This is a genomic window from Paracoccus caeni, assembly GCF_016629665.1.
GTDB lineage: Bacteria > Pseudomonadota > Alphaproteobacteria > Rhodobacterales > Rhodobacteraceae > Paracoccus > Paracoccus caeni.
In genome coordinates this window covers 1-24760 of the sequence record NZ_JAEPRQ010000014.1, presented here as the reverse complement: position 1 = coordinate 24760, position 24760 = coordinate 1, and the positions used below count along the sequence as shown (strand labels likewise).

The window sequence follows — 24760 nt, the reverse complement described above, 5'->3', positions numbered from 1 at the left end:
CCGATTTCAACGCTTCATTGAAAGACTTCCGGTCTGGCGATGATTGTTGGATCAAAGTTTCATCACATAAGCTGATTGCCGGGGCGGCCCGGAAAGGCCGCGTGGAGGGACCACATGGAACGATACTTCAAGCTGGCCGAACATGGCAGCAATGTCAGGACCGAGGTGATCGCAGGCATCACCACCTTCCTGACCATGGCCTATATCATTTTCGTCAATCCGGACATCCTGTCCACGACCGGGATGGATCGCAACGCGGTCTTTATCGCCACCTGTCTTGCGGCAGCGGTCGGATCGATTGTCATGGGGCTATGGGCGAACTGGCCTATCGGCATGGCGCCGGGAATGGGGCTGAATGCCTTCTTCGCCTTCACCGTGGTCGGCGCAATGGGCTTTAGCTGGCAGCAGGCGCTTGGCGCGGTGTTCATCTCTGGCCTGATCTTTCTGTTCCTGTCGGTCACCGGCATCCGGCGCTGGCTGATCGCGGGTATTCCGGTGTCGATGCGCAGCGGCGTTGCTGCGGGGATCGGCATGTTTCTGGGCATTATCGCGCTGAAATCCGCAGGCATCGTCGTCGGGAACGAGGCGACGCTGGTGGCGTTGGGCGATCTGACCAATACCGGCACGCTGCTGGCGATCGCGGGCTTTTTCATCATCGTGGCGCTGGACGCGCTGAAGGTGAAAGGCGCCATCCTGATCGGGATCCTGGTGATTACGGTGGCCTCGATCCTGTTTGGCGTCAGCGAATTCGGCGGGGTGATGTCGATGCCGCCCTCGATCGCGCCGACCTTCCTGCAACTCGACGTGATGGGCGCGCTGCATTACGGCATCTTCCACGTCATTCTGGTGATGGTTCTGGTCGAGGTCTTCGACGCAACCGGCACACTGATCGGGGTGGCGAAACGCGCCGGGCTGCTGACCGAAGGGCCGGTGCATCAGAACAAGGGCCTGAGCCGGGCACTTATGGCGGATTCGACCGCGATCACCGCAGGCTCGCTGCTGGGGACATCCTCGACCACGGCCTATGTCGAAAGCGCTTCGGGGGTGCAGGCAGGTGGCAGGACCGGGCTGACGGCGCTGGTTGTCGGCGTGCTGTTCCTGCTGGCGACCTTCTTTGCGCCGCTGGCCGGATCGGTTCCCGCCTATGCCACGGCACCGGCGCTGCTTTACGTCGCCACGCTGATGGTGCGCGAACTGGCCGAGATCGACTGGGAGGACGTGACCGAGGCCGCGCCCGCCGTCCTGACCGCGCTTGCCATGCCCTTCACCTATTCGATCGCCAACGGTCTGGCTTTCGGTTTCATCAGCTATGCGCTGATAAAACTGCTGACCGGCAAGGCATCGCAGGTGCATCTGGCGACATGGATCGTTGCCGGTCTGTTCGTGATCAAATTCGCCTTCTTCGGCGGTCACTGAGATTTATCGCAGCAAGACGAAAGCAGCCGCCGGAGATTTCCGGCGGCTGCTTTCGTTTGGGCGACATCGCGGATGCAGGAAGTTCGCGCGCTCATGAGATGCTGCGCCGTGATGTTTAAGCCGCTGTGTCGGTCGTCAGGTGTCTGCTATGCGGGACGGAGCTGCCGTTTGCGGGTGCGGCAGCAAGGCTGTCTGTAACTACAACATAGTCATTGCATCGGTCGGAAAAGCTGACCGCTGCGACAGTTGCATGGAGAAGAGTAAACTCTCCGTAATAAGCATTGAAAATATTGAATGGGTTTAGAAATTTCTTGCACAGCAAGCCGATAAGTGATGAGGTGTTCAATTATATAAGGTAAGCACCTCTACACCGGTTGAGGCGATGCCTTAATGTTGAGGGATTTGAAAATGCACTTGATTGCAACCCAGGAGCAAATCGATGAATTCGAGCGTGAAAGGGCTTTGGTCGGCACTTATATTGATCACAGATACAGTCGAGATAAAATTGATTGGGTTCTAGGTGCTCGGGCGGGGTTTAACGCTCATGTGGGGAGTTCTTTTCATCTGCTCATACCACATGTGAACAATGGATACACGGTAAATGTAACCGATGAGCATCAATATGGAATCGATTTGGCTAGGGCGATGATAAACCACCTTGAGATAAAGCATTCCGATCTGCCTTGCATCGTATTTCGCGCAACCGGCAAAGACTATTATTTCCTTAAGCTTGGACATAGAACAAAATCAGAATTTTTAGACATTATCGGTCGAATTGGAGATCTCGCAGTGGAAGCCTCGATTAACGGACCTCGAGACCCAATAAAATTTCGGGATTGGGTGAATATGCAAACTGCGAACTTTCTCCGCCGTGAAAAAATGCTCAGCGCTTTGAGGCGTTCGCTGCCTGCCCTAACTGGTCTGGTGGGATCTGTGGTGGATGTAAAAGAGCTCGTTTAGAGATCAATGCGAGCAATCGATCATCCCTTCTAACGGTGTTTTGGCAGGTAGCTGCGCCTAGATGTGAAATAGTCAGCCACCCCAAAATCTCTGCAATAAGTACTCGTTTCCAGCCGAAAGAGGCACTATTTCGAGCAGTGGGGAACGTGCCGGACAAAATGCCGCCGCGAAGGTCTTGCGGCGGCATGTCTCAGTGTCAGCTTTGGGCTCTTCACTTCGAAGGGATGACTACGGCTGAAGCGCCGTTTGCAAGGGAAGCCATCGGCGACAAACTACCCGCCCATCGCCTGTGATAGCTCGGCCGCCGCTGCCGAGACCGCGGCGCCTAGCGTCTTCACATGCTCCGATCCTACCCGATGCGTTGGGCCGCTGACCGAGATGCCGGCGATCGCCTCGCCCGAGAGGTCGAAGACCGGGGCGGCGATGCAGCGCATGCCTCGGGTCTTTTCCTCATCGTCGAAGGAAAAACCCCGCGCGCGGATGCGGGCCATGTCTTCTTGCAGCGCCTCGGGCGTGGTCAGGGTCTTGTCGGTGAAACGCTGCAACGGCGCGCGGCGCAGGAAATCTTCAAGGATTTGCGGGCGGCCAAAGGCCAGCAGCGCCTTGCCGATGCCAGACGCATGAAGGGGCGAAGAGGTGCCGGGCGGGAAGAAGGCGCGGATGGTTTCCTGCGTCTCGATCTGGCTGACGAACAGCACCGCATCGCCGCTGAGGATGCCCAGATTGGCGGTCTCGCCGGTGTGTTCCATCAGACCGCGCAGGATCGGGCGGGCGCGTTCGACAATGCCCGACCGGCGCATGAAAGCCGTGCCCAGACGGAAGGTCGCGGGGCCGATATGCCATGCCTGCGTGGCCGGATCGCTTTCGACCATGCCTCGCGCGCCCAGCGAATGCAGCAGGCGGTGGACCGTTGAGGGCGACTGTTCCGTTCGCTCGGCCACCTCGCTCAGCGTCAGGCCCTGCGAGCCCGCAAGCAGATCCAGCATGTCCAGCGCGCGGTCCAGCACCTGCACCGTGCCGGTGGTTTCCTTGGCGCTGCGCGGGCGGCCTCTGCGGCGGGTCGGTTCAGCCATTATATTCCTCCGGTTAAGACTGCATGGGCTGCACGGCGAAAATCGCGATTCTCGCCCGGAAAATGGCAAGCCCCTGTTTCCGCAGCTCATTTCAGGCTTTTATCGCATTGTGGAAATGTTTTCCAGAAAAATTGCGACTTCATCCCCGGCGCGGTATGTTTGTATGAGCAAATGGAGGATGCGCCATGACCAGCCAGAACCCGATTTTCATTCCCGGCCCGACCAATATCCCCGAGGTTCTTCGGAAGGCCGTGGACATGCCCACCATCGACCACCGCAGCCCGGTATTCGGCAAGATCCTTCACCCGGCGCTGGACGGCGTCAAGAAGGTTCTGAAAACCGAGAGCGGGCAGGTCTTCGTTTTCCCCTCGACCGGGACGGGTGGCTGGGAAACCGCCATCACCAACACCTTGTCGCCCGGCGACAAGGTTCTGGCAACCCGCAACGGCATGTTCAGCCACCGCTGGATCGATATGTGCCAGCGTCACGGTCTGGATGTTCAGGTCGTCATGCAGGAATGGGGCGAGGGCGTTCCCGCCGACAGGTTTGAAGAGATCCTGACCGCCGATAAGGGGCACGAGATCAAGGTCGTTCTGGCGACGCATAACGAAACCGCCACCGGCGTTCGCAGCGATATCGCCGCCGTTCGCCGTGCTCTGGACGCGGCGGGCCATCCGGCGCTGCTGTTTGTGGACGGTGTCAGCTCGATTGCCTGCTATGATTTCCGCATGGATGAATGGGGCGTCGATATCGCCGTCACCGGCTCGCAAAAGGGCTTCATGCTGCCGCCGGGTCTGGCGATTGTCGGCTTTTCGCCCAAGGCGATGGCAGCGGTCGAGGGCGCGAAACTGCCGCGCACCTTCTTCGATATTCGTGACATGGCCAAGGGTTATGCCGCCAATGGCTTCCCCTATACCCCGCCGGTCGGTCTGCTGAACGGCCTGAAGGTCGCGACCGATATGCTGCTGGAAGAGGGGCTGGAGAATGTCTTTGCCCGCCACAACCGCATCGCCGAAGGTGTTCGTCAGGCGGTTTCTGCGTGGGGGCTGAAGCTTTGCGCCGCGCGGCCTGATCTTTATTCGGACAGTGTCAGCGCGATCCGCACGCCGGAAGGATTTGATGCCAACAAGATCGTCAGCCATGCGTTGAACACTTATGGCGTCGCATTCGGCACGGGTCTGGGCGATGTCGCGGGCAAGGTTTTCCGTATCGGCCATCTGGGTAGCCTGACCGACGTTATGGCGCTGTCGGGCATTGCCACGGCGGAAATGGTCATGGCCGATCTGGGCCTGCCGGTGAAGCTGGGCAGCGGCGTCGCCGCCGCACAGGATCACTATCGCCGGACCGCAGCCGCCGCGCTGGCCAAGGCCGCGTGATGAAGGATCAACCGATGTATATCCCGACTTACGAGGACATGCTGGCCGCGCATGAGCGGATCAAGCCGCATATCCGGCGGACTCCGGTTCGCGTCTCGGACTATCTGAACGATCTGACCGGGGCGCAGCTATTCTTCAAATGCGAGAATTTTCAGGAGCCGGGGGCTTTCAAGGTTCGCGGCGCCACCAACGCGGTTTTCGGGCTGGACGAGGCGCAGGCGGCCAAGGGGGTTGCGACGCATTCCTCGGGCAATCATGCGTCCTGCCTGTCCTATGCGGCGATGCGCCGGGGGATTCCCTGCAATGTCGTGATGCCGCGCACCGCGCCGCAGGCGAAGAAGGATACCGTGCGCCGCTATGGCGGGCAGATCACCGAATGCGAGCCTTCGACCAGCAGCCGCGAGGCGACCTTTGCCGAGGTGCAGGCCCGGACCGGCGGCGATTTCGTGCATCCCTATAACGATCCGCGCGTGATCGCGGGGCAGGGCACCTGTGCCAAGGAATTCGTCGAACAGACCGACGGGCTGGACATGGTGGTCGCGCCGATTGGCGGCGGCGGGATGATTTCGGGCACCTGTCTGACGCTCTCGACGCTGGCACCCGAGACGCAGGTGATCGCGGCAGAGCCGGAACAGGCCGATGACGCCTATCGCAGCTTCAAGGCCGGTCACATCATCGCCGACGATGCGCCGAAAACCATCGCCGATGGCTTGCTGGTGCCGCTGAAGGAACTGACCTGGCATTTCGTCAGCAACCACGTCTCCGAGATCTACACCGCATCCGACCCCGAAATCGTCGAGGCGATGAAGCTGATCTGGAAACATCTGCGGATCGTGATGGAGCCCAGCAGCGCCGTGCCGCTGTCCACCATCCTGAAGAATCGCGACGCATTCGCTGGCAAGCGTGTCGGCATTATCATCACCGGCGGCAATGTCGATCTCGACAAGCTGCCCTGGCTTTGAGGAGAGGCAAGATGAACGCACCCACCAATTTCGACAATCTGGAAGTCGGCTTTGACGTGCCCGCTTTGCCGGGGATGGACGAGGCGGATATCCAGACCCCGTGCCTGATCCTTGATCTGGACGCGCTGGAGCGCAACATCAAGAAGATGGGCGATTACGCCAAGGCCCACGGCATGCGCCACCGCAGCCACGGCAAGATGCATAAATCGGTCGATGTGCAGAAGCTTCAGGAAAGCCTTGGCGGCGCAGTTGGCGTTTGCTGCCAGAAGGTCTCGGAAGCCGAGGTCTTTGCGCGCGGCGGCATCAAGGACGTGCTGGTTACCAACGAGGTTCGCGATGCGGCCAAGATCGACCGGCTTGCCCGGCTGCCGAAATTCGGCTCGACCGTGACGGTCTGTGTCGATGATGTGGCCAATATCGCCGATCTGTCGGCGGCGGCGCAAAAGCATGGCACCGAACTGGGCATCTTCGTGGAAATCGACTGCGGCGCGGGCCGTTGCGGTGTGAAGACGACGCCGGAAGTGGTCGAGATCGCCAAGGCCGCAGCCGCTGCCCCGAACCTGACCTTCCGCGGCATTCAGGCCTATCAGGGCGCAATGCAGCACATGGACAGCTATGACGACCGCAAGGCGAAACTGGATGCCGCCATTGCACAGGTGCAGGACGCGGTTGACGCGCTGAAGGCCGAGGGGCTGGAGCCTGAATTCGTTTCGGGCGGCGGCACCGGCAGCTATTATTTCGAAAGCAATTCCGGCGTTTACAACGAATTGCAATGTGGCAGCTACGCCTTCATGGATGCCGATTATGGTCGCATCCACGATCAGGACGGCCAGCGGATCGATCAGGGCGAATGGGAGAATGCCTTGTTCATCCTCACCTCGGTCATGTCGCATGCAAAGCCCAATCTGGCGGTGGTCGATGCCGGGCTGAAGGCGCAGTCGGTCGATAGCGGTCTGCCCTTCGTCTATGGCCGCGACGATGTGAAATACATCAAATGCAGCGACGAACATGGCGTGGTCGATGACCCGAACGGCGTCTTGCAGGTCAACGAAAAGCTGCGGCTGGTGCCCGGCCATTGCGATCCGACCTGCAACGTCCATGACTGGTATGTCGGCGTTCGCGGCGGCAAGGTTGAAACGCTCTGGCCGGTTTCGGCGCGCGGAAAGGCCTACTGATGTGGGTGGTTCCTGAAAAGGACATCGCCGGGCTGATGACCCCCGAGGCCGCGTTTGACGCGGTCGAGGCGGTCTTCGCGGCGATGGCGCGGGGCGATGCCTATAACTTCCCCGTCGTGCGCGAAGCCATCGGGCACGAGGATGCGCTTTACGGCTTCAAAGGCGGCTTCGATGCCAGCGGCCTGACGCTTGGGCTGAAGGCGGGCGGCTATTGGCCGAACAACCAGAAGCACGATCTGATCAACCATCAATCGACCATCTTCCTGTTCGATCCCGATACCGGGCGCGTCTCGGCGGCGGTCGGGGGGAACCTGCTGACGGCGTTGCGCACGGCGGCGGCTAGTGCCGTCAGCAGCAAATATCTGGCGCCGAAAGAGGCACGGGTGCTGGGCATGGTGGGCGCGGGGCATCAATCCGCGTTTCAGATGCGCGCTGCCATCCGCTTTGGCAATTTCGAGAAGGTCATCGGCTGGAACCCGCATCCCGAGATGCTGTCGCGTCTGGCCGATACTGCCGCCGAACTGGGCCTGCCCTTCGAGGCGGTCGAGCTGGACAGACTTGGGGCCGAGGCTGACGTGATCATCTCGATCACCTCGTCCTTTGCGCCGATCCTGATGAGCGATCACGTCAAGGGCCCGACACATATCGCGGCGATGGGCACCGATACCAAGGGCAAGCAAGAGCTTGATCCGGCGTTGGTGGCGCGGGCGCGGCTGTTTACGGATGAGGTTGCCCAATCGCTCAGCATCGGGGAATTCCAGCATGCGGCAGCGCAGAAAACGATTTCGGCAGAGGAGGTCACCGCGTTAGGCAAGGTCATCATTGGTGACCACGAGGGACGCGGTGATGCCGAGATCACGATTTTTGACGGAACGGGAGTGGGCCTGCAGGATCTGGCCGTCGCGGCAGCGGTGGTCGATCTGGCACGCCAGCAAGGGAAAGCGATCGAGATCGGGATCTAGGTCCTGTCCGACATACGTGGAAAGGGAGGTCCGCAATGTCTGATGCAAGCTATACCGCCGGTCAGCAGGGGGTTCATCCGGTGGATGAGCGTCTGCCGACCGGCAAGCTCATCACCTTAGGGTTCCAGCATGTGCTGGTCATGTATGCGGGCGCCATTGCGGTTCCGCTGATCGTCGGGCGGGCGCTGCAATTGTCGCCCTCGGAGGTGGCGTTTCTGATTTCCGCCGACCTGTTCGTCTGTGGCATCGCCACCTTGATCCAAAGCATGGGCGTGACCCAGTATTTCGGGATCAAGCTGCCGGTGATGATGGGCGTGACCTTTGCTGCCGTCGGCCCGATGGTCGCCATCGCCCAGCAAAACCCCGGAACCGATGGCGCAAGGATGCTGTTCGGGGCGATTATCGCCGCGGGCGTGATCGCCATGCTGATCGCCCCGATCGTCGGGCGGATGCTGCGCTTTTTCCCGCCGGTAGTGACGGGGACGGTGATCCTTGCCATCGGCATCAGCCTGATGCCCATCGGCATCAACTGGATCTTCGGTCGTCCTGACACCGCCAGCATCGTCAATCCAGAACATGCCGCATGGCTTCAGGCGCAGCTTGCCGCCGGGGGCGTGCCGGATGGCCTGAAACTGGCCGCGACGCAACCGAACCCGGCTTATGCGTCCTGGACAAATATCCTGATCGCGGTTCTGGTTCTGGGCACGATCCTTCTGGTCTCGCGCTTTGCCAAGGGCTTTCTGTCGAACATCGCGGTTCTGGTCGGCATCGCCGTTGGCGGCGTGGTTGCCGGCTTTGCCGGGATGATGGAGTTCCATCAGGTCGGCGAGGCGCAATGGTTCGCGCTGATCATGCCGCTGCATTTCGGCTTCCCGATCTTCGATCCGATCATGATCGTGACCATGGTTCTGGTGATGATCGTGGTGATGATCGAATCGACCGGCATGTTTCTGGCGCTGTCGGATATGTGCGAAAAGCCGATCAAGCCGCGCGAACTGGTCGCCGGGCTGCGGGTCGATGGTCTGGGCACGCTTCTGGGCGGCCTGTTCAACACCTTCCCCTATACCTCCTTCAGCCAGAATGTCGGGCTGGTCGGCGTGACCGGGGTGCGCTCGCGCTTCGTTTGCGTGGCGGGCGGGGTGATCATGATCGTCCTTGGCCTGATCCCGAAAATGGGCGCGCTGGTGGAATCGCTGCCGACGACCGTTCTGGGCGGGGCAGGGCTGGTGATGTTCGGCATGGTCGCCGCGACCGGGGTGCGTATCCTCAGCCGCGTCGATTTCCACACCAACCGGCACAACCTGTTCGTGGTCGCTATCTCCATCGGCATGGCGATGATCCCGCTGGCCGCACCGAACTTTCAGCAATGGATGCCGCATGCGGTCCACCCGCTGATCCATTCGGGGATTCTGCTGGCGGCGGTCTCGGCGGTTCTGCTGAACTGGTATTACAACGGAGCCCCGCACCAGACCGAAGAAGAGGTCCGCGCCGCAGGCAAACTGGCCGATCACTGATCGCGGCCAATACCGGGGCGGGCCGAGCGATCGGGCCGCCCTTATTCCATCCGCAGCATGATTACCCCCGAATCCGGCAAAAGCAGCATGTGATTTTATAGGGAATCTTTAGACTGCCTTGCCGACGCACCATCTCGCGCCAGCGCGTGGATGAGGTATCAATGAAATGAGAGTTTAGAAGGGAAACCCATCATGCCAGGTTACCTGACCACCCATGTTCTGGACACCGCCCGCGGTCTTCCGGCCGAAGGGATGGAGGTGGTGCTGTTCCGTCTTGACGGCGGCCAGCGGACCGAGCTTGCGCGCCTGACTACCAATAGCGACGGCCGCACCAACCGCCAGATCCTGCCCGAAGCCGACTTCGCGCAAGGTATCTATGAGCTTGAATTCCACGCGGGCGATTGGATGGACGCCACCGGCATCGCCCCGGAAAGCCCGCGTTTCCTTGACGTGATCCCGATCCGCTTCGGCATGTCGAAGGACGACCATTACCATGTGCCGCTGCTGGTCTCGCCCTTCGGCTTTTCCACCTATCGGGGGAGTTGAGCGATGATCCCCCTGATCCCCGATTATGTCATCATCTGGGAATGGATCGCCTTCGCGATCCGCTGGCTGCATGTCATCACCGCCATCGCCTGGATCGGCTCGTCCTTCTATTTCGTGGCGCTGGATCTTGGCCTGCTGAAAGTGCCGGGCCTGCCCAAGGGTGCGCATGGCGAGGAATGGCAGGTCCATGGCGGCGGCTTTTACCACATCAACAAATATCTGGTCGCGCCAGAACAGATGCCCGAGCATCTGACCTGGTTCAAATGGGAAAGCTACATGACCTGGATCTCCGGGGCGGCGCTTCTCATGGTCACTTATTGGGCGGGGGCGAACCTTTATCTGATCGACCCGGCCAAGATGGATCTGGCGACATGGCAGGCCATTCTAATCTCGGGCGGTTCGCTGGCGATTGGCTGGCTGATCTATGACACGCTTTGCAAATCAAAGCTGGGCGAGACGCCGACGGTGCTGATGCTGCTGCTGTTCGTGGCGCTGGTCGTGATGGGGTGGGGCTATACGCAGGTCTTCACTGGCCGCGCCGCGCTGCTGCACCTTGGCGCCTTCACCGCGACGATCATGACGGCGAATGTGTTCTTCATCATCATGCCGAACCAGCGCATCGTGGTGGCGGATCTGAAGGCGGGACGCGCGCCCGATCCGAAATACGGCAAGATCGCCAAGCTGCGTTCGACGCATAACAACTACCTGACCCTGCCGGTCATCTTCCTGATGCTGTCGAACCACTACCCGCTGGCCTTCGCGAGCCAGTATAACTGGCTGATCGCGGCGCTGATCTTCCTGATGGGCGTGACCATCCGGCATTTCTTCAACACCATGCATGCCCGCAAGGGCGAGCTGTGGTGGACATGGGCGGTGACGGCGATCCTGTTCATCATGGTCATGTGGCTCAGCTCGATCGGTCTTAACCAGGACAGTCTGGAAGAGGCCGAGGCCCGCCCCCTGACCGCCGTCGAAACCCGCTTTGCCGAGGCAGAGGGTTTCGACGAGGTCAGCAACATCATCATGGGCCGCTGCGCGATGTGCCACGCACGGCAGACGGCCTATGAGGGGATTTACCACGCACCGAAGGGAGTCTTTCTGGAGACCCCTCAGGACATCGCCCGCCATGCGAAAGAGATCTATGTCCAGGCCGGCCTGACCGACGCCATGCCGCCCGCGAATGTAAGCTTCATGGAGCCGGAAGAGCGGCAAAAGGTGATCCGCTGGTTCCGTCAGGCAGGCGGCGGGGTGTTTGCGGGGATGTGAGGATCAGCGCGACGCTGTCTTCCTTGCCTCATCATCGGTCCCTTGGGCAAAGGCCTGCTCTATCGCCTCCATCGCATTGCGCAGCCGCGCCGGGCCAGTGCCACTGATCGCGCGCCATGCGACACCCGCCTCGATCAGTTCATGTTTCATCGACTGCTGGAATGCCTCGCGGAATTTGTCCGCTTGTTGGTATCGGGTTCCGTCGTCCTGCCAGGGCAGGTCGGTCGGTAGCAGTAGATAAAGATCCGCAAGATCGGACGGTCGGGCGCGGGCAGGCATCGTTCCGGTCAAGGCCGATTGCCAGACGCGTGTGACCAGTTCGTCGGTATCCTCGATCAGGATCGGACCTGCCGATGGAGCAATCGCCTGACGCATTGCCCTATGTCCAAGCTCGATCTCGGTGAAGCTGGAGCTTTGCCAGTCCTCGGTCCGGTAGGCGTCGAAAATGCGCCCATATTCGGGAACAAAGCGGGTGTTCAAGGCTGATGCAAGCTCGGCGGCAAGCGTCGATTTTCCGGTGCTTTCCGCCCCGGCCAACACCACACGCCGCTGAAAATAGGGTCGAACCGCGTCGGGGATCATGTCCCAGTTTCCCGCTGGGTCGCGCAGGATGATACGGGCCGAGGTTGGAAAGGCGAGACGCTCGGGGTCGATCAGTTTGGGACGGGCATCCAGCACTTTCGCCAGCTCAACCACATAGGGTTCGGACCCGAAAACGTAGTCCAGATGCTCGGGATGGGCTTCCTTGCAGATTCGCTGCCAAATCGCCCAGAAATCGGGGTGTTCCTCGGGCGTTTGCGGCACGTTTTTGGTGTGATGTATCACCCGGACATGCGGTAGAAGCTGCTTCATCCACTGATAGCGCAATGATCCCTCAATCGGATCGCTGTCCAGAGAGCAGACAAGGACGGTCAGTTCATCGCACATCGCCGCCGCCATGTTGCACATGAAAACATGGCCTGTATGCGGAGGCAGGAATTTGCCAAGCAGAAAGCCACGAGTCGTCATGCGTAAGCCGCCTTGGATGGCTGCATCGACTGCCGCCAGTTGAGGTATCCGGTGACCGCCATGCCAAGGAAGATCAGATAAAGCGCTGCTGTCGGGGTCAGATCTTTCTGCCAGTAAAGCCCGATTGCCAGAACATCGACGGTGATCCAGACCAGCCAGCTTTGAAGATAGCGGCGCGCCATAAGATACTGCGCAATGACGCTAAGCACGGTTGTTGTCGCGTCCCAATATGGGAAATCTGCGTCGGTGCGTGTCGCCATGACATGACCAAGCGCGAAGCTGGCAATGATCGCGGCCACCACCCAGACGGCGGCAGCGCGCAGCGGCAGATCGGTCGGTTTGACCAGACCGTCATCGTCGCGTGCATTCAGCCACGTGAAGATACCAATGACCTGTATGAACAGGAAAAAGATCTGCAACAGCGCATCGCTGTAAAGGCGGACATCGTAGAAAATCCACGCATAGAGGATCACCATCAGGATGCCGAAAGGATAGTTCCAGATGCTGCGCCGGATAATCAGTCCGACATTCACCAGACCGCAGAGAACCGCAATGATCTCGATTGCCCGGGTTCCAAACATCCCGACGATGAAATCTACGAATTGTGCCATTCAGATCAAGCCTTTGCCCAGGGAACTGGCGAATGTTTTTATCAAAGCGGCGCCGGGTTCAACCGCGCCGAGAGAAAATCGTCTCAAAACGCCTTCTTCAACTCCCTGACCGCGAAATCCGCGAACATCCGCACCTTCGGATCCTGCAACCGCCGGTGCGGCGTCAGGCAGCCGAATTGGGCCGAGATCGGCGGGGTGTCGGGCAGAAGTTGCACCAGACGTCCCTCTTTCAGATCGTCAGCGACCTCATAGAGGGGCCGATTCGCGATACCCTGTGAATCCAGTGCCCATTGACGCAGCACATCGCCGTCATCTGTATCAAACCGCCCGTTCACCATCATTTTCTGCGGGCCGTCTGCGGCCTGTAACACCCAGAAGAATTCCGGGCTGCGGGGATAGCGCAGCAACAGGCAGTTATGGCCCACCAACTCGTCCGGTGTCGTGGGTGTGCCGTGCTGGGCCAGATATTCCGGCGATGCCACCAACACCCGTGGCGCATCGGCGATCTTGCGCCATTTCAGCGCGGAATCGGCGGGCTCGCCAAGGAAGAATGCCAGATCGATGGCATCCTCGACGATGTTCACATTGCGGTCGGACAGGCGCAGGCGGATGTCCACGCCGGGGTTTTCCGCGCAAAAGGGCGGAATCAGCGGCGCGATCAGCCGCCTGCCAAGGCCCAGAGGCGCCGTCAGCCGGATCACCCCCTGCGGTTTTCCCGAAAAACTTGAAACCATCGCCTCGGCCTCGTCCAGCGTGTCGATGACGCGGCGGGCGTGGTCATAGAAGGCGCGGCCGATCTCGGTCGCGGTCAGTTTGCGGGTGGTTCGGTTCAGCAAACGCACGCCAAAGCGGTTCTCCAGATCCTTGATCCGGTTCGACGCGACAGCAGGCGACAGGCGCAGATCGCGCCCGCCAGCGGTGATCGAGCCCAGCTCGATGACGCGCACGAACACGCGAAGGCTTTCCAGATAGGACATTTCGACAGGCCACTTTCAAGGATTCATGGAAAGTCTTCCGTGTCGGAACAGATTTCGCAATCGTTTTTTAAGGCATAGGCTGATTATCGGGTTCACAGCCAAGAGGAATGCCATGACGCCCGAGTTGCGCTTTCTGCTGAACGATCAGGAAATCCGGCTGACCGATGTCGGGGCGTCGGACACGCTTCTTGACCATCTCCGCATTGCCCGCCGCCTGACCGGGACCAAGGAAGGCTGCGCCGAGGGTGACTGCGGTGCCTGCACGGTGCTGCTGGGACGGCTGACCCAGACCGGCATGATCTACGAGCCGATCAATGCCTGCATCCGCTTTCTGGCCTCGTGCCACGGCTGTCATGTGGTGACAGTGGAACATATCCACTCGCCCGAAGGTGGTTTGCATCCGATCCAGAAGGCGATGGTTGAAAACCACGGCAGCCAGTGCGGGTTCTGCACGCCGGGGATCGTCATGTCGCTTTACGGGCTGTGGATGGGCAATCCCGATGCGGGCGTGACCGAGATCGAGACCGCGTTGCAGGGCAACCTTTGCCGCTGCACCGGATACGAGCCGATCGTCAAAGCCGCCCTGGCCGCTGGCCGCGCGGGCGGGCAGGCGATGGATATGTTGCTGGTTGAACGCGACCGGGTTGCGGCGAAGCTGCGCGAGATGTGGGGCCAGCGGGTCGAACTGACCAAGGGCGATCAGCGCGCCATCATCCCGACCGATGCCGACGATCTGGCGGCGGTGCTGGAGGAAAACCCGAAGGCCACCATCGTCGCAGGCTCTACCGATGTCGGGCTGTGGGTGACGAAGTTTCTGCGCAATATCTCGCCCGCCGTGTTCATCGGGCATCTGATGAAGGGGATCGAGGTTCGGGACGGCGAGATCCGTCTTGGTGCCGGTGTCACCTATAGTGAGGCCGGGCCGGTCTTTCGCGAACATCTGCCGCAGGCTTACGATTACATTCTGCGCATCGGCGGCTGGCAGGTGCGCAATATGGGCACGATTGGCGCCAATATCGCCAATGGCTCGCCCATCGGGGATACGCCGCCGCTGCTGATCTCGCTTGGCGCGCGGATCGTGCTGCGCAAGGGCGCGGTGCGGCGTGAGGTGGCGTTGCAGGATTTCTTCATCGACTATGGCAAACAGGACCGCGTGCCGGGCGAATTTGTCGAAGAGGTGATCATCCCGACCAATCCCGGCGCGAAAATCGCGGCCTACAAGGTGTCGAAGCGCCGCGACAGTGACATCACCGCCGTCGCTGCGGGCTTTTGTCTTAGCGTTGAAAATGGCATCATTGCCGGGGCGCGGGTGGCCTTTGGCGGTATGGCCGGAATCCCGAAACGCGCCGCAAAGGCAGAGGCTGCGCTGGTCGGCCAACCCTTCGCGCGTGAGGCATTCGATGCCGCCGCGAAGGCCGTGGCGGACGATTTCCAGCCGCTCAGCGACTGGCGGGCCAGTGCCGAATATCGCAGCGCCGTCGCCTCGAACCTGTTCCGCCGCTTCTGGTTGGAACAATCGGAACCGGACCTGCCGGTGCGTCTGAAATACGCGGTGGGAGAATGAAGATGAAAGATGAAACCACCATTCGCGGGCTGGCCCATACGGATACGATCCACGATTCCGCCATTAAGCAGGTGACGGGCCGGGCCGAATATACCGATGACCTGAACGAGCCCTATCGCACGCTTCACGCCTATCTGGGCCTGTCGCAATGCGCGCATGGCCGGATCAAAAGCATCGATCTGGATGCCGCCCGTCGCGCCCCCGGCGTCATCGGCGTGCTGACTGCCGAGGACATTCCCGGCGTCAACGATGTCGCGCCGAACGACAAGCATGACGATCCGATCTTCGCCGAGGGCGAGGTGAAATTCTGGGGCCAGCCGATGTTCGCCGTGGTGGCCGAAACCCGCGATCAGGCCCGCCGCGCCGCCCATCACGTCAAGGTCGAATATGAGGAACTGCCCTTCGCGCTGGATCCAATGGCCGCGAAAGAGGCTGATCTGGGCTATGTGACCGAACCGCTGACGCTGCGCCGGGGCGATGCAGGGGCGGCGATGCAGACCGCGCCGAACCGGATCAAGCGCCGTTTCAGCATCGGCGGGCAGGATCACTTCTACCTTGAAGGCCAGATCGCCATGGCGATCCCGGGCGAGGATGATGATGTCATCATCAACGTCTCGACCCAACACCCGACCGAGGTGCAGCACATGGTTTCGCATGCGCTTGGGGTTCCAAGCCATTCGGTGGTGGTGAATGTGCGGCGGATGGGCGGCGGGTTCGGCGGCAAGGAAACGCAGATGAACCTGTTCGCCTGTGTGGCCGCCATCGCCGCGAAACGCTGGAATCGCGCGGTGAAGATCCGCCCCGACCGTGACGACGACATGACCGCCACCGGCAAGCGCCACGATTTCGTGGTCGATTACGAGGTGGGTTTTGACGACGATGGCCGTATCCTTGCGGTCGAGGGGGATTGGTATGCCCGCTGCGGCTTTTCCTCGGATCTTTCCGGCCCGGTGACTGATCGCGCGCTGTTTCATTGCGACAACGCCTATTTTTATCCCGATGTCCGCGTCAGCAGCCATCCGATGCGCACGAACACCGTCAGCAACACCGCCTTCCGGGGCTTTGGCGGTCCGCAAGGCGTGATCGTGGCCGAACGCATTGTCGAGGAAATCGCCTATGCCCTTCAGCGCGACCCGTTGGAGATCCGCAAGCTGAACCTCTACCAGAACGGCCAGTTGACCCCCTATCATCAGGAAGTCACCGACCAGATCCTGCCGCGTATCTTTGACGAGCTTGAAGCCGACAGCGATTATCACGCCCGCCGTCAGGCCGTGCTGGATTGGAACGCCAAGGCTGCCCGCGATGGCGGGGTGATCCGCAAGGGGATCGCGATCACTCCGGTCAAGTTCGGGATCAGCTTCACCGCTACTTGGTTCAATCAGGCCGGCGCGCTGATCCATATCTATAGCGACGGCTCCATCGCGCTGAACCACGGCGGGACCGAGATGGGGCAGGGGCTGAACACCAAGGTCGCGCAGGTCGTGGCCGAGGCGTTTCAATGCGACATTGGCCGCATCAAGATCACCAAAACGACGACGGAGAAGGTGCCGAACACCTCGGCCACGGCGGCGTCTTCGGGGACCGATCTCAACGGCATGGCGGCGCTGGATGCTGCCGAGCAGATCAAGGCCCGGATCATCGATTTCGTCTCGGAACGCTGGCAGGCGCCGCGCGACGAGGTGAAATTCGTGCCCGGCCATATCCGTGCGGGCGACCGCGATATCCGGTTTGATGAGGTGATCGCGGCGGCCTATATGGCGCGGGTCCATCTGTCGGCGGCGGGCTTTTACAAGACCCCGAAAATCCACTGGGACCGCGCGACCGGGCGGGGCAGGCCGTTCTATTACTACGCCTATGGCGCCTCGGTGTCGGAGGTTTCGGTCGATACGCTGACCGGGGAATATGTGATCGACCGGGTGGATGTGATCCACGATGCCGGACGCTCGCTGAACCCGGCCATCGACAAGGGGCAGGTGGAAGGCGCCTTCGTGCAGGGCACCGGCTGGCTGACCTGCGAGGAATTGTGGTGGGATCAAAAGGGCCGGCTGCGCACGCACGCGCCCTCGACCTACAAGATCCCGCTGGCCTCGGACAAACCACGCATCTTCAACGTGAAGCTGGCCGACTGGTCGGAAAACAGCGAACGCAGCATCAAGCGGTCGAAGGCCGTGGGCGAGCCACCCTTCATGCTGGGCATCAGCGTGTTCGAGGCGATCAACATGGCCGTCGCCTCGTTCAGCGATTACCGCGAACCGGCGCTGCTGGACGCCCCCGCCACGCCCGAGCGCGTGCTGATGGCGATCGAGAAGCTGCGCCCATGATCCGGGTCCGGGTCATCAAGGCCCGTGGCTCGACGCCGCGCGATGCCGGAGCCGAGATGTTCGTGGAAGCCACCCGCGTCACCGGAACCATCGGCGGGGGTCAGATGGAATATATGGCCATCGACCGCGCCCGGCAGATGTTGGTCAGGGGCGAGATGCAGGCGGATATGGACATCCCGCTTGGCCCCGAGATTGGCCAGTGCTGCGGCGGTCGCGTGCATCTGCATCTTGACCGCAATGGCCCGACGCGAGAGGCACATCCCGATGTGCTGATCTTCGGCGCAGGCCATGTCGGGCGCGCACTGGCGCAGGCGCTGCAACCCTTGCCCACCAATCCGCTCTTGATCGACACCCGCGCCGATGAGCTGGCGCAGGCCGCCCCCGGCATCCCCACCAAACTGACCCCGCTGCCCGAAGCCGAGATCCGCGCGGCCCGCCCCGGCAGCGCCGTGGTCATTGTCACCCATGACCACGCGCTTGATTTCCTGCTGGCCGCCGAGGCGCTTGCCCGCCGCGATCTGGCCTATATCGGCATGATCGGCAGCGCCACCAAACGCGCGAAATTCACCCGCTTCGCCAAGGATCGCGGCCTTGATACATCGCCGCTGATCTGCCCCATCGGCGCAGGCTTTTCCCATGACAAACGCCCGGCGGTGATTGCCGCCTTCGCTGCCGCCGAACTGATCGCGCGGCTGACCACAACTTCTTCCGTGACGAAATATCCATGCAACAACTGATCCGTGGCCGCGTTCTCGACTTTCACGCCGACCCGCATGAAACCGAGGATAATCATCGCTATCTGGAAGACGGCGCCATCCTGATCAAGGACGGGCTGATCGTCGCCGTCGATGATTACGCCAAACTTGCCGCCCCCGGCATCCCCGAAATCGACCACCGCCCGCATCTGATCCTGCCGGGCTTCATCGACACCCATATCCACTTCCCGCAGGTGCAGGTGATCGGTTCATGGGGCGCGCAGCTTCTGGACTGGCTCAACACCTATACCTTCCCCGAGGAAGCTCGTTTCAGCCAACAGGGCCACGCCCCGGCGATGGCAGGTGCCTTTCTTGACCTCTTGACCAGCCACGGCACCACCACGGCGGTCGCCTTCTGCTCGGTCCACCCGGAAAGCGCCGAGGCTTTGTTCGACGCGGCCCAGGCTCGCAATATGGCGATGGTCGCGGGCAAGGTGATGATGGACCGCAATGCCCCCGAAGGCGTTCTGGACACCCCGCAATCCGGCTATGACGACAGCAAGGCGCTGATCGAGAAATGGCATGGTCGCGGTCGTCAGCGCTACGCCATCACCCCACGCTTCGCCATCACCTCGACCCCCGAGCAGTTGGACATAGCGGGCCAACTGGTCCGCGAATATCCCGATTGCCACATCCAGACACATCTGTCTGAAAACCTTGATGAGATCGCCTATACGCTGAGCCTCTACCCCAAGGCGCGCGATTATCTGGACATCTATGAAACCCACGGCCTCTTGTCGGACAAGCTGCTTCTGGGCCACTCGATCCACCTTGAAGAGCGGGAAATCAGGCGGATGGCCGAGACCGGCAGCCGCGCGGTGTTCTGCCCGACCTCGAACCTGTTCCTTGGCTCGGGACTGTTCGACGAAGCGGGCCTGCGCGCGGCGGGCGTGGTGAACGGCATCGCCACCGATGTCGGCGGCGGCACCAGCTATTCGATGCTGCAAACGCTGAACGAGGGCTACAAAATCCTGCAACTCCGCGGCCAGAAACTGCATCCTTTCGCCGCCTTCCACTGGGCCACGCGCGGCAATGCGGTGGCGCTTGGCATGGAGGACACAATCGGCACGCTTGCACCGGGATCGCATGCCGATCTGGTCGTGCTGGACGCCCGCGCCACCCCGGCGATGGACCTGCGCATGCAACGCGCCGAGACGCTGGCAGAGGAATTGTTCATCCTGCAAATTCTGGGCGACGACCGCTCGATTGCGCAGACCTATGTGGCGGGTCAGGCGATGAAGGCGGCCTGACCCGCCGGTTCATCAGCGACAATCCAAATTCCCAACTCTCGGGAAAATCTCATTGAGATGCTGTGCAAGTCACGGCGACGGATACTTGCCGATCAACCAACAAGAATGTTGACAGAAAAGAATTTCTTCTGAAATCTTCTTTGCACACCTATGCATTATTCTGTCTCCGTGGCGATCTTGGTGAAACTGCATCCGCGCGCTCACAAAATTGCCATTCTTTTTTGTTAACGCGTGGGGAGGATCAATTCAGCTCGTCAGGAGGAAATTCATGCTGAGATTTGCAATAGCAGCGACCGCCGCGATGATCGGGGGCTCGGTCTGGGCCGACGACGTTCAGCCTTTGGCACAAGCCCATGCCCATAACGATTACGAACATGAGCGGCCACTGCTTGACGCGCTGGACCATGGCTTCACAAGCGTCGAGGCTGACATCTGGCTGGTCGATGGCGAGTTGTTGGTCGCGCATGACGAGGATGAGATAACTGCCGGAAAAACCTTGCAAAGCCTGTATCTTGATCCGCTGCGTCAGCGTGTCGGGGATAACGATGGCTGGGTCTATGCCTCGGGCAAGGACATGCCGATCACGCTGCTGATCGACATCAAATCGGAAGGCGTGTCCACCTATGAAGCGCTGGACGGCGTTCTGCAGGGATATGAGGATATTCTGACCGTGTTCCGCGACGGTGAGGCGGAACCGGGCGCTGTGACTGCCATAATCTCGGGCGATCGTCCGCAAGAGGTGATGGAACAGCAGCAGGTCCGGTATGCTGGCTATGACGGTCGGATGACCGATCTCGAATCCGATATGCCCGCCGCCTTCATGCCGCTTCTCAGCGATAACTGGACCAAGGTCTTCACCTGGACCGGCGAGGGCGAGATGCCCGCCGATGAACGCGCGAAACTGGATGAAATCGTCGCCACGGTGCATGACAAGGGCTGGAAACTTCGGTTCTGGGCGACGCCTGACGAGGCTGGACCGGCGCGTGACGCCATCTGGACCGTCCTGCGAGATGCAGGGGTGGATCATATCAACACCGACGATCTGGCCGCCCTGCAGTCCTTCTTGCAAGACAGCGCCAACTGACACCCTCTGGCCGATGCGCTAAATCAGTGCTGAGCCAAACGATATAAAGCCCCGCGCCGATTTCTCGCGCGGGGTTTTTCATGGTCTGCATACGGACAAAGAAGGAACGACGCTCTCTCCCTCGCGTTCAACTTCAGGAGGAACAGAAATGACCCGAGAACGTCCGAAGCGCCCCGATCCCGTAGAGGATGTGAAACGCCGCAAGGGCTTGGAAGAACACGAAGGTGTTCCACATGATCCTGAAGAATTCGACCCGCTCAATCCCGCGCGGCAGGTGGATAACGGTAAGGGGCGTCCTGACCGACCCAAAGATCAGACGCAACCGCGCGACGAACCGGGGAATGCGGCGGATCGCTGTCGGTAGGAGGCTTTTGCCCCGCCACATCGCTGATCGGCAAAAAGACTTTCAATGATTGCGCACTATTTGAATCCGGTCCCGTTTCGATATGTTTAACCAACCATAACGATTCTCTCCGCAAACGGAGGGCCATTTGCGAAGGGACATAAGATGCGGATCACGGTGAAGGCGGCCTTATGCGGCGCAACTATGTTATGCGGAGCGATGCCCGCGGTGGCGCAGATCGCCGACCCGTCGCAGGTCTTTGTGCTTGGCACGATCACCCTGACTGCGGAAAGCGACGAAAGCCGGGGCGGGACGACCACCAGCGTCAGCTCGGACGATATCCTTCGCACCAATCGCGCCTCTCTGGATGACGCGCTGCGGGTCGCGCCCGGCGTGCAGGTGGGCAATAGCGGCGGCAGCCGGAACGAGCGGCTGATCTATGTCCGCGGCTTCGACCGCTTTCAGGTGCCGCTGTCGGTCGATGGCATCCGCGTCTATCTGCCCGCCGATAACCGGCTGGATTATGGCCGCTTCCTGACACCCGATCTGGCCGAAATTCAGGTGCAGAAAAGCTATGTCTCGGTCCTGAACGGGCCGGGCGGCATGGGCGGCGCGATCAACCTTGTCACCCGCCAGCCGACCGAAATTTTCGAGGGCGAGGCGCGGCTGGGCGTCGAGGCGGGCAATCGCGGCGATGTCACCGCCCGCACCGGCTTTCTGTCGCTGGGGACGCGGCAACAGGATTTCTGGCTGCAGGGCAGCTATATGAAGCGCGACAATGACGGCTTCTACCTGTCCCGCGATTACAACCCGCGCCCGCAGCAGGGTGCGGGCCAGCGCGACAACAGCGAAACCGATGACGACCGGCTGAACCTGAAGGCGGGCTGGACGCCGAATGCGACGGATGAATATGTCCTCAGCTATACCCGCCAGACCGGCTCGAAAGAGGCGCCCTATAACGTCGATCAGCCGATAAGGGGGATCACCGGCGATCCGGGCGTGGGGCAAAGCTGGCAGCGTGACTGGACATGGCCGGAATGGGATCTGGACAGTCTGGCCTTCTATTCTCACACCGAACTGGGCGGCGGCTATCTGAAGACCCGCGCCTATTACAACCGCTTCGACAATCTGCTGTCGGCATGGGACGATTCCACCCATTCCAGCCAGACCGAACGCCGCGCTTTCAACAGCCGCTATAAAGACCGTGCCTGGGGGCTGAGCCTTGAGGCAGGCGCGGAACTGGGCGCGGCCAATACCTTGCGCGGCGCGTTGCATTATCGCCGCGACAAGCACCGCTCGATCCAGTTGCCACAGCCGACACTGGGCCTGCCCGCCGATCCGACCGAGATCAGCGAAGAGGAAACCTGGTCGCTGGCGCTGGAAAACACATGGCAGGCGCGTGACGATCTAAGCGTGATCGCCGGGATCAGTTATGACCGCGCCGAGGTGCTGGAGGCCGATCGCACCGATACCGATCCGGGCCTGCCGACGGGGTCTTCGGATGCGGTGAACTGGCAGGTCGCGGCGATCTGGCAGCCCGATTCCAGCGGCGAATTTCACGCAAGCCTGTCCTCGCGCACGCGTTTCCCGACGCTGTTCGACCGCTATTCGACCCGCTTTGGCACGGTCGTTCCCAATCCCGATCTGAAATCCGAACGCGCCCTGAATGCCGAGCTTGGCTATGGCGGCGATCTTGGCCCCGCCCGGATCGAGGCCGCGCTGTTTTACAGCAAGGTCCGCGACATGATCCAATCGGTCCCGACCGGCGATCTGGACGACGAGGGCGATCCGATGTCGCAAAGCCAGAATGTCGGCGATGGCAGCTACAAAGGCTTCGAGATCGCGGCAAGCTGGGATGTCAACGACCGGCTGGCCTTGGTGGCGAATTATACGCTGCTTCACCGCGGTATCTCGGACCCCGAGCGCGCCGATTACCGCCCCACCGATACGCCGCGCCACAATGCCTATCTGCGGCTCGACTGGCAGGCGACGGATAATCTGACCGTCTCGCCCTCGTTCGAGGTCTCAAGCTCGCGCCTTTCCGAAAGCGCGATCCAGCCCGACGATCCTTCGCAGATCGCCTATACCCGGATGGGCGGCTTCGGGCTGGCCAATATCGATGTCGAATGGCAGGCCAGCGATCAAGCCAGCGTCGTCTTTGGCATCCGCAATATCTTCGACCGGGATTACCAACTGGTCGAAGGCTATCCCGAACCGGGCCGGACCTTCTTCCTGACCACCCGGATGACCTTCTGACCTCAACGGCGCCGGGCCGATCCGGCGCCACTTATGTCCCGTCATGACCCATTTCGTGATCTATACGCGCATCGGTTTCGAGGATCAGGGGCAGCCTGATCTCAGCCCTGCCGCGCAGATGCGCGACATCGACTTTCTGTTGCAGAATTACGAAACCGAGCCTGTCGTGATCGCGCGTCATGCCGACCAGTTCGTGCCCGAAGGCGAAGCGCTGACCGGGATACAGACCGCGCTGACCATCTGCCGCAAACATTTTGCCAAGCTGCTGGTCGCGCGTCTGGACCGGCTTCCGGTCGCGCAACTGGGCTACGCGCCCTTTTTCGCCGACCCGAGCGTCGATCTGCGCGTCGCCGTGCTACCGCATGCGACCAAGACCGAGCTGTCGATCCACGCCCGCCTGCAAGCGCAAGAACGCGCGTTTCACGCCCGTCAGGCCGCGATCAATGTGGAAACCCGTGCCGCCAAAGGCCGCTGCCGCGCCTTCGCCACTGAGACCGAGGACGCACAGACCGCCGATCAGGTCACGCAAATTGTCCTGCCGATGCGCCAGCGCGGAGCGACCTTGCGCGACATCGCCTCGGCCCTGAACCGCGCCGGGCTGATGACTTCCAGCGGTACCGCATGGCGACCGGCACAGGTTTCGCGCCTGCTGCAACTGATGAAGTAAGGCAATTTCCAGTCTGCTGAACCAGCGCCGCGCTCTTGATCATCCGGTCAAGCCGACAGAAAGAGCGGCGAATTATTTCAGGACCACGTGGCGTAAGGCCTGCATTGTAGAGGGAATATCGGCGCTCACGGGCTGCAGCACAGCCGGAAGCGCGATGATGAAGAGCGTTCAACGCGAATCGAGAACTAAATTCCCACTGCCCATGGCCACTCGCTGCCATAAGTCGAAATAATTTAATTTTATGAATGGCAGGGGCAGGGGGACTCGAACCCACGACCCTCGGTTTTGGAGACCGGCATTTCCCGTTGAACATCCATGATGTTTTTTCCAATCGAGGGAAAAGTCGCGGCTTATTTATCAATGGGTTACAGGCGCTGTTCCAACTGACAGCAACGGCGAGGCCCATGCTAGGCTGAGGTTGTGATCCTACAATGCTTCTGGTCAGGGCGCGGCGCTCAACGGTGGTCACGGCAATGACGCAAAGAGCCCAAAGCGGACGTTCACCTCGTCCTGGTTGTTGGTTGATGATTGCCTCTGCTACCTTACCATCCAGGTGACAGTGCCAGCGCAATATTGTAGAGTTGTCGCAGCCCTTAGGGTTCGTGCGTTAGATCGCCAGTGATAAATAAATAAATAGAGGATTTCATGCCCAAGGTCGTTGGAATTGGCGGAGT

General features: G+C 60.9%; 21 protein-coding genes. 17 read left to right on the top strand and 4 right to left on the bottom strand.

The annotated features are described in order from the left end of the window. Positions 1 to 114 precede the first annotated feature (114 nt). Positions 115 to 1416 carry an NCS2 family permease gene (locus tag JJJ17_RS19790; protein ID WP_200689566.1) on the top strand — a complete coding sequence of 434 codons (1302 nt, stop codon included), beginning with the start codon at positions 115 to 117 and terminating at the stop codon, positions 1414 to 1416. Between the two features lie 408 nt (positions 1417 to 1824). After that, a complete protein-coding gene (locus JJJ17_RS19785) occupies positions 1825 to 2376 on the top strand; it encodes a hypothetical protein (RefSeq protein ID WP_200689564.1) in 552 nt (183 codons plus the stop codon). A 272-nt stretch (positions 2377 to 2648) separates the two neighbouring features. Here the strand turns inward: JJJ17_RS19785 and bhcR are convergent, their stop codons facing one another. Beyond that, positions 2649 to 3449 carry an HTH-type transcriptional regulator BhcR gene (gene bhcR / locus JJJ17_RS19780; protein ID WP_200689563.1) on the bottom strand — a complete coding sequence of 267 codons (801 nt, stop codon included), beginning with the start codon at positions 3447 to 3449 and terminating at the stop codon, positions 2649 to 2651. A 185-nt stretch (positions 3450 to 3634) separates the two neighbouring features. Between bhcR and bhcA the strand changes: the two genes are divergently transcribed. From bhcA to JJJ17_RS19745, 7 genes are all read left to right on the top strand, one after another. Beyond that, positions 3635 to 4825 (top strand): L-aspartate--glyoxylate aminotransferase BhcA, encoded by a 1191-nt coding sequence (bhcA, locus tag JJJ17_RS19775; protein ID WP_200689561.1) that lies wholly within the window; start codon positions 3635 to 3637, stop codon positions 4823 to 4825. Continuing rightward, positions 4825 to 5787, top strand: a complete 963-nt coding sequence (gene bhcB, locus JJJ17_RS19770; protein ID WP_200689560.1) for a beta-hydroxyaspartate dehydratase BhcB — start codon at positions 4825 to 4827, stop codon at positions 5785 to 5787. Before bhcA ends, bhcB begins: the two co-directional genes overlap by 1 nt. A gap of 11 nt (positions 5788 to 5798) precedes the next feature. Further along, positions 5799 to 6962: a 3-hydroxy-D-aspartate aldolase BhcC gene (gene bhcC, locus JJJ17_RS19765; RefSeq protein ID WP_200689558.1), complete on the top strand. Its 1164-nt coding sequence runs from the start codon at positions 5799 to 5801 to the stop codon at positions 6960 to 6962. Beyond that, complete coding sequence (bhcD, locus tag JJJ17_RS19760; RefSeq protein ID WP_200689557.1) at positions 6962 to 7924, top strand: iminosuccinate reductase BhcD; 963 nt, start codon at positions 6962 to 6964, stop codon at positions 7922 to 7924. Before bhcC ends, bhcD begins: the two co-directional genes overlap by 1 nt. 35 nt (positions 7925 to 7959) lie before the next feature. Continuing rightward, entirely contained in the window at positions 7960 to 9438 is a 1479-nt protein-coding gene (locus JJJ17_RS19755) for a nucleobase:cation symporter-2 family protein (RefSeq protein ID WP_200689556.1), read from the top strand. Between the two features lie 192 nt (positions 9439 to 9630). Continuing rightward, positions 9631 to 9984 (top strand): hydroxyisourate hydrolase, encoded by a 354-nt coding sequence (gene uraH, locus JJJ17_RS19750; protein ID WP_200689555.1) that lies wholly within the window; start codon positions 9631 to 9633, stop codon positions 9982 to 9984. Positions 9985 to 9987: 3 nt separating this feature from the next. Next, complete coding sequence (locus JJJ17_RS19745) at positions 9988 to 11250, top strand: urate hydroxylase PuuD (protein ID WP_234464232.1); 1263 nt, start codon at positions 9988 to 9990, stop codon at positions 11248 to 11250. A gap of 3 nt (positions 11251 to 11253) precedes the next feature. Here the strand turns inward: JJJ17_RS19745 and JJJ17_RS19740 are convergent, their stop codons facing one another. From JJJ17_RS19740 to JJJ17_RS19730, 3 genes are all read right to left on the bottom strand, one after another. Next, positions 11254 to 12258 carry an AAA family ATPase gene (locus JJJ17_RS19740; RefSeq protein WP_200689549.1) on the bottom strand — a complete coding sequence of 335 codons (1005 nt, stop codon included), beginning with the start codon at positions 12256 to 12258 and terminating at the stop codon, positions 11254 to 11256. Then, positions 12255 to 12869, bottom strand: a complete 615-nt coding sequence (gene pnuC / locus JJJ17_RS19735; RefSeq protein WP_200689547.1) for a nicotinamide riboside transporter PnuC — start codon at positions 12867 to 12869, stop codon at positions 12255 to 12257. The genes JJJ17_RS19740 and pnuC overlap by 4 nt, the downstream gene beginning before the upstream one ends. Positions 12870 to 12952: 83 nt before the next feature. Then, positions 12953 to 13846: a LysR family transcriptional regulator gene (locus JJJ17_RS19730; protein ID WP_200689546.1), complete on the bottom strand. Its 894-nt coding sequence runs from the start codon at positions 13844 to 13846 to the stop codon at positions 12953 to 12955. A 112-nt stretch (positions 13847 to 13958) separates the two neighbouring features. Here JJJ17_RS19730 and xdhA point away from each other — a divergent pair, with 112 nt between their 5' ends. The 8 genes from xdhA to JJJ17_RS19690 all read left to right on the top strand — a co-directional run bounded on the left by xdhA (position 13959) and on the right by JJJ17_RS19690 (position 24086). After that, entirely contained in the window at positions 13959 to 15410 is a 1452-nt protein-coding gene (xdhA, locus tag JJJ17_RS19725) for a xanthine dehydrogenase small subunit (RefSeq protein ID WP_200689542.1), read from the top strand. 2 nt (positions 15411 to 15412) lie between these two features. Beyond that, positions 15413 to 17731: a xanthine dehydrogenase molybdopterin binding subunit gene (xdhB, locus tag JJJ17_RS19720; RefSeq protein ID WP_200689541.1), complete on the top strand. Its 2319-nt coding sequence runs from the start codon at positions 15413 to 15415 to the stop codon at positions 17729 to 17731. Next, the gene (xdhC, locus tag JJJ17_RS19715) at positions 17728 to 18468 is read left to right on the top strand and encodes a xanthine dehydrogenase accessory protein XdhC (RefSeq protein ID WP_200689540.1); all 741 of its coding nucleotides are present in this window, start codon (positions 17728 to 17730) and stop codon (positions 18466 to 18468) included. Before xdhB ends, xdhC begins: the two co-directional genes overlap by 4 nt. Next, positions 18456 to 19736: a guanine deaminase gene (gene guaD / locus JJJ17_RS19710; RefSeq protein ID WP_200689539.1), complete on the top strand. Its 1281-nt coding sequence runs from the start codon at positions 18456 to 18458 to the stop codon at positions 19734 to 19736. Before xdhC ends, guaD begins: the two co-directional genes overlap by 13 nt. Before the next feature lie 268 nt (positions 19737 to 20004). Next, positions 20005 to 20820, top strand: coding sequence for a phosphatidylinositol-specific phospholipase C/glycerophosphodiester phosphodiesterase family protein (locus tag JJJ17_RS19705; RefSeq protein WP_200689537.1), 816 nt, complete (start codon positions 20005 to 20007; stop codon positions 20818 to 20820). A 148-nt stretch (positions 20821 to 20968) separates the two neighbouring features. Continuing rightward, the gene (locus JJJ17_RS19700) at positions 20969 to 21184 is read left to right on the top strand and encodes a hypothetical protein (RefSeq protein ID WP_200689535.1); all 216 of its coding nucleotides are present in this window, start codon (positions 20969 to 20971) and stop codon (positions 21182 to 21184) included. A 198-nt stretch (positions 21185 to 21382) separates the two neighbouring features. Further along, positions 21383 to 23419 carry a TonB-dependent receptor plug domain-containing protein gene (locus JJJ17_RS19695; RefSeq protein WP_234464231.1) on the top strand — a complete coding sequence of 679 codons (2037 nt, stop codon included), beginning with the start codon at positions 21383 to 21385 and terminating at the stop codon, positions 23417 to 23419. A gap of 43 nt (positions 23420 to 23462) precedes the next feature. After that, positions 23463 to 24086: a serine integrase family protein gene (locus JJJ17_RS19690; protein WP_200689531.1), complete on the top strand. Its 624-nt coding sequence runs from the start codon at positions 23463 to 23465 to the stop codon at positions 24084 to 24086. The last annotated feature ends 674 nt before the right edge of the window (positions 24087 to 24760 follow it).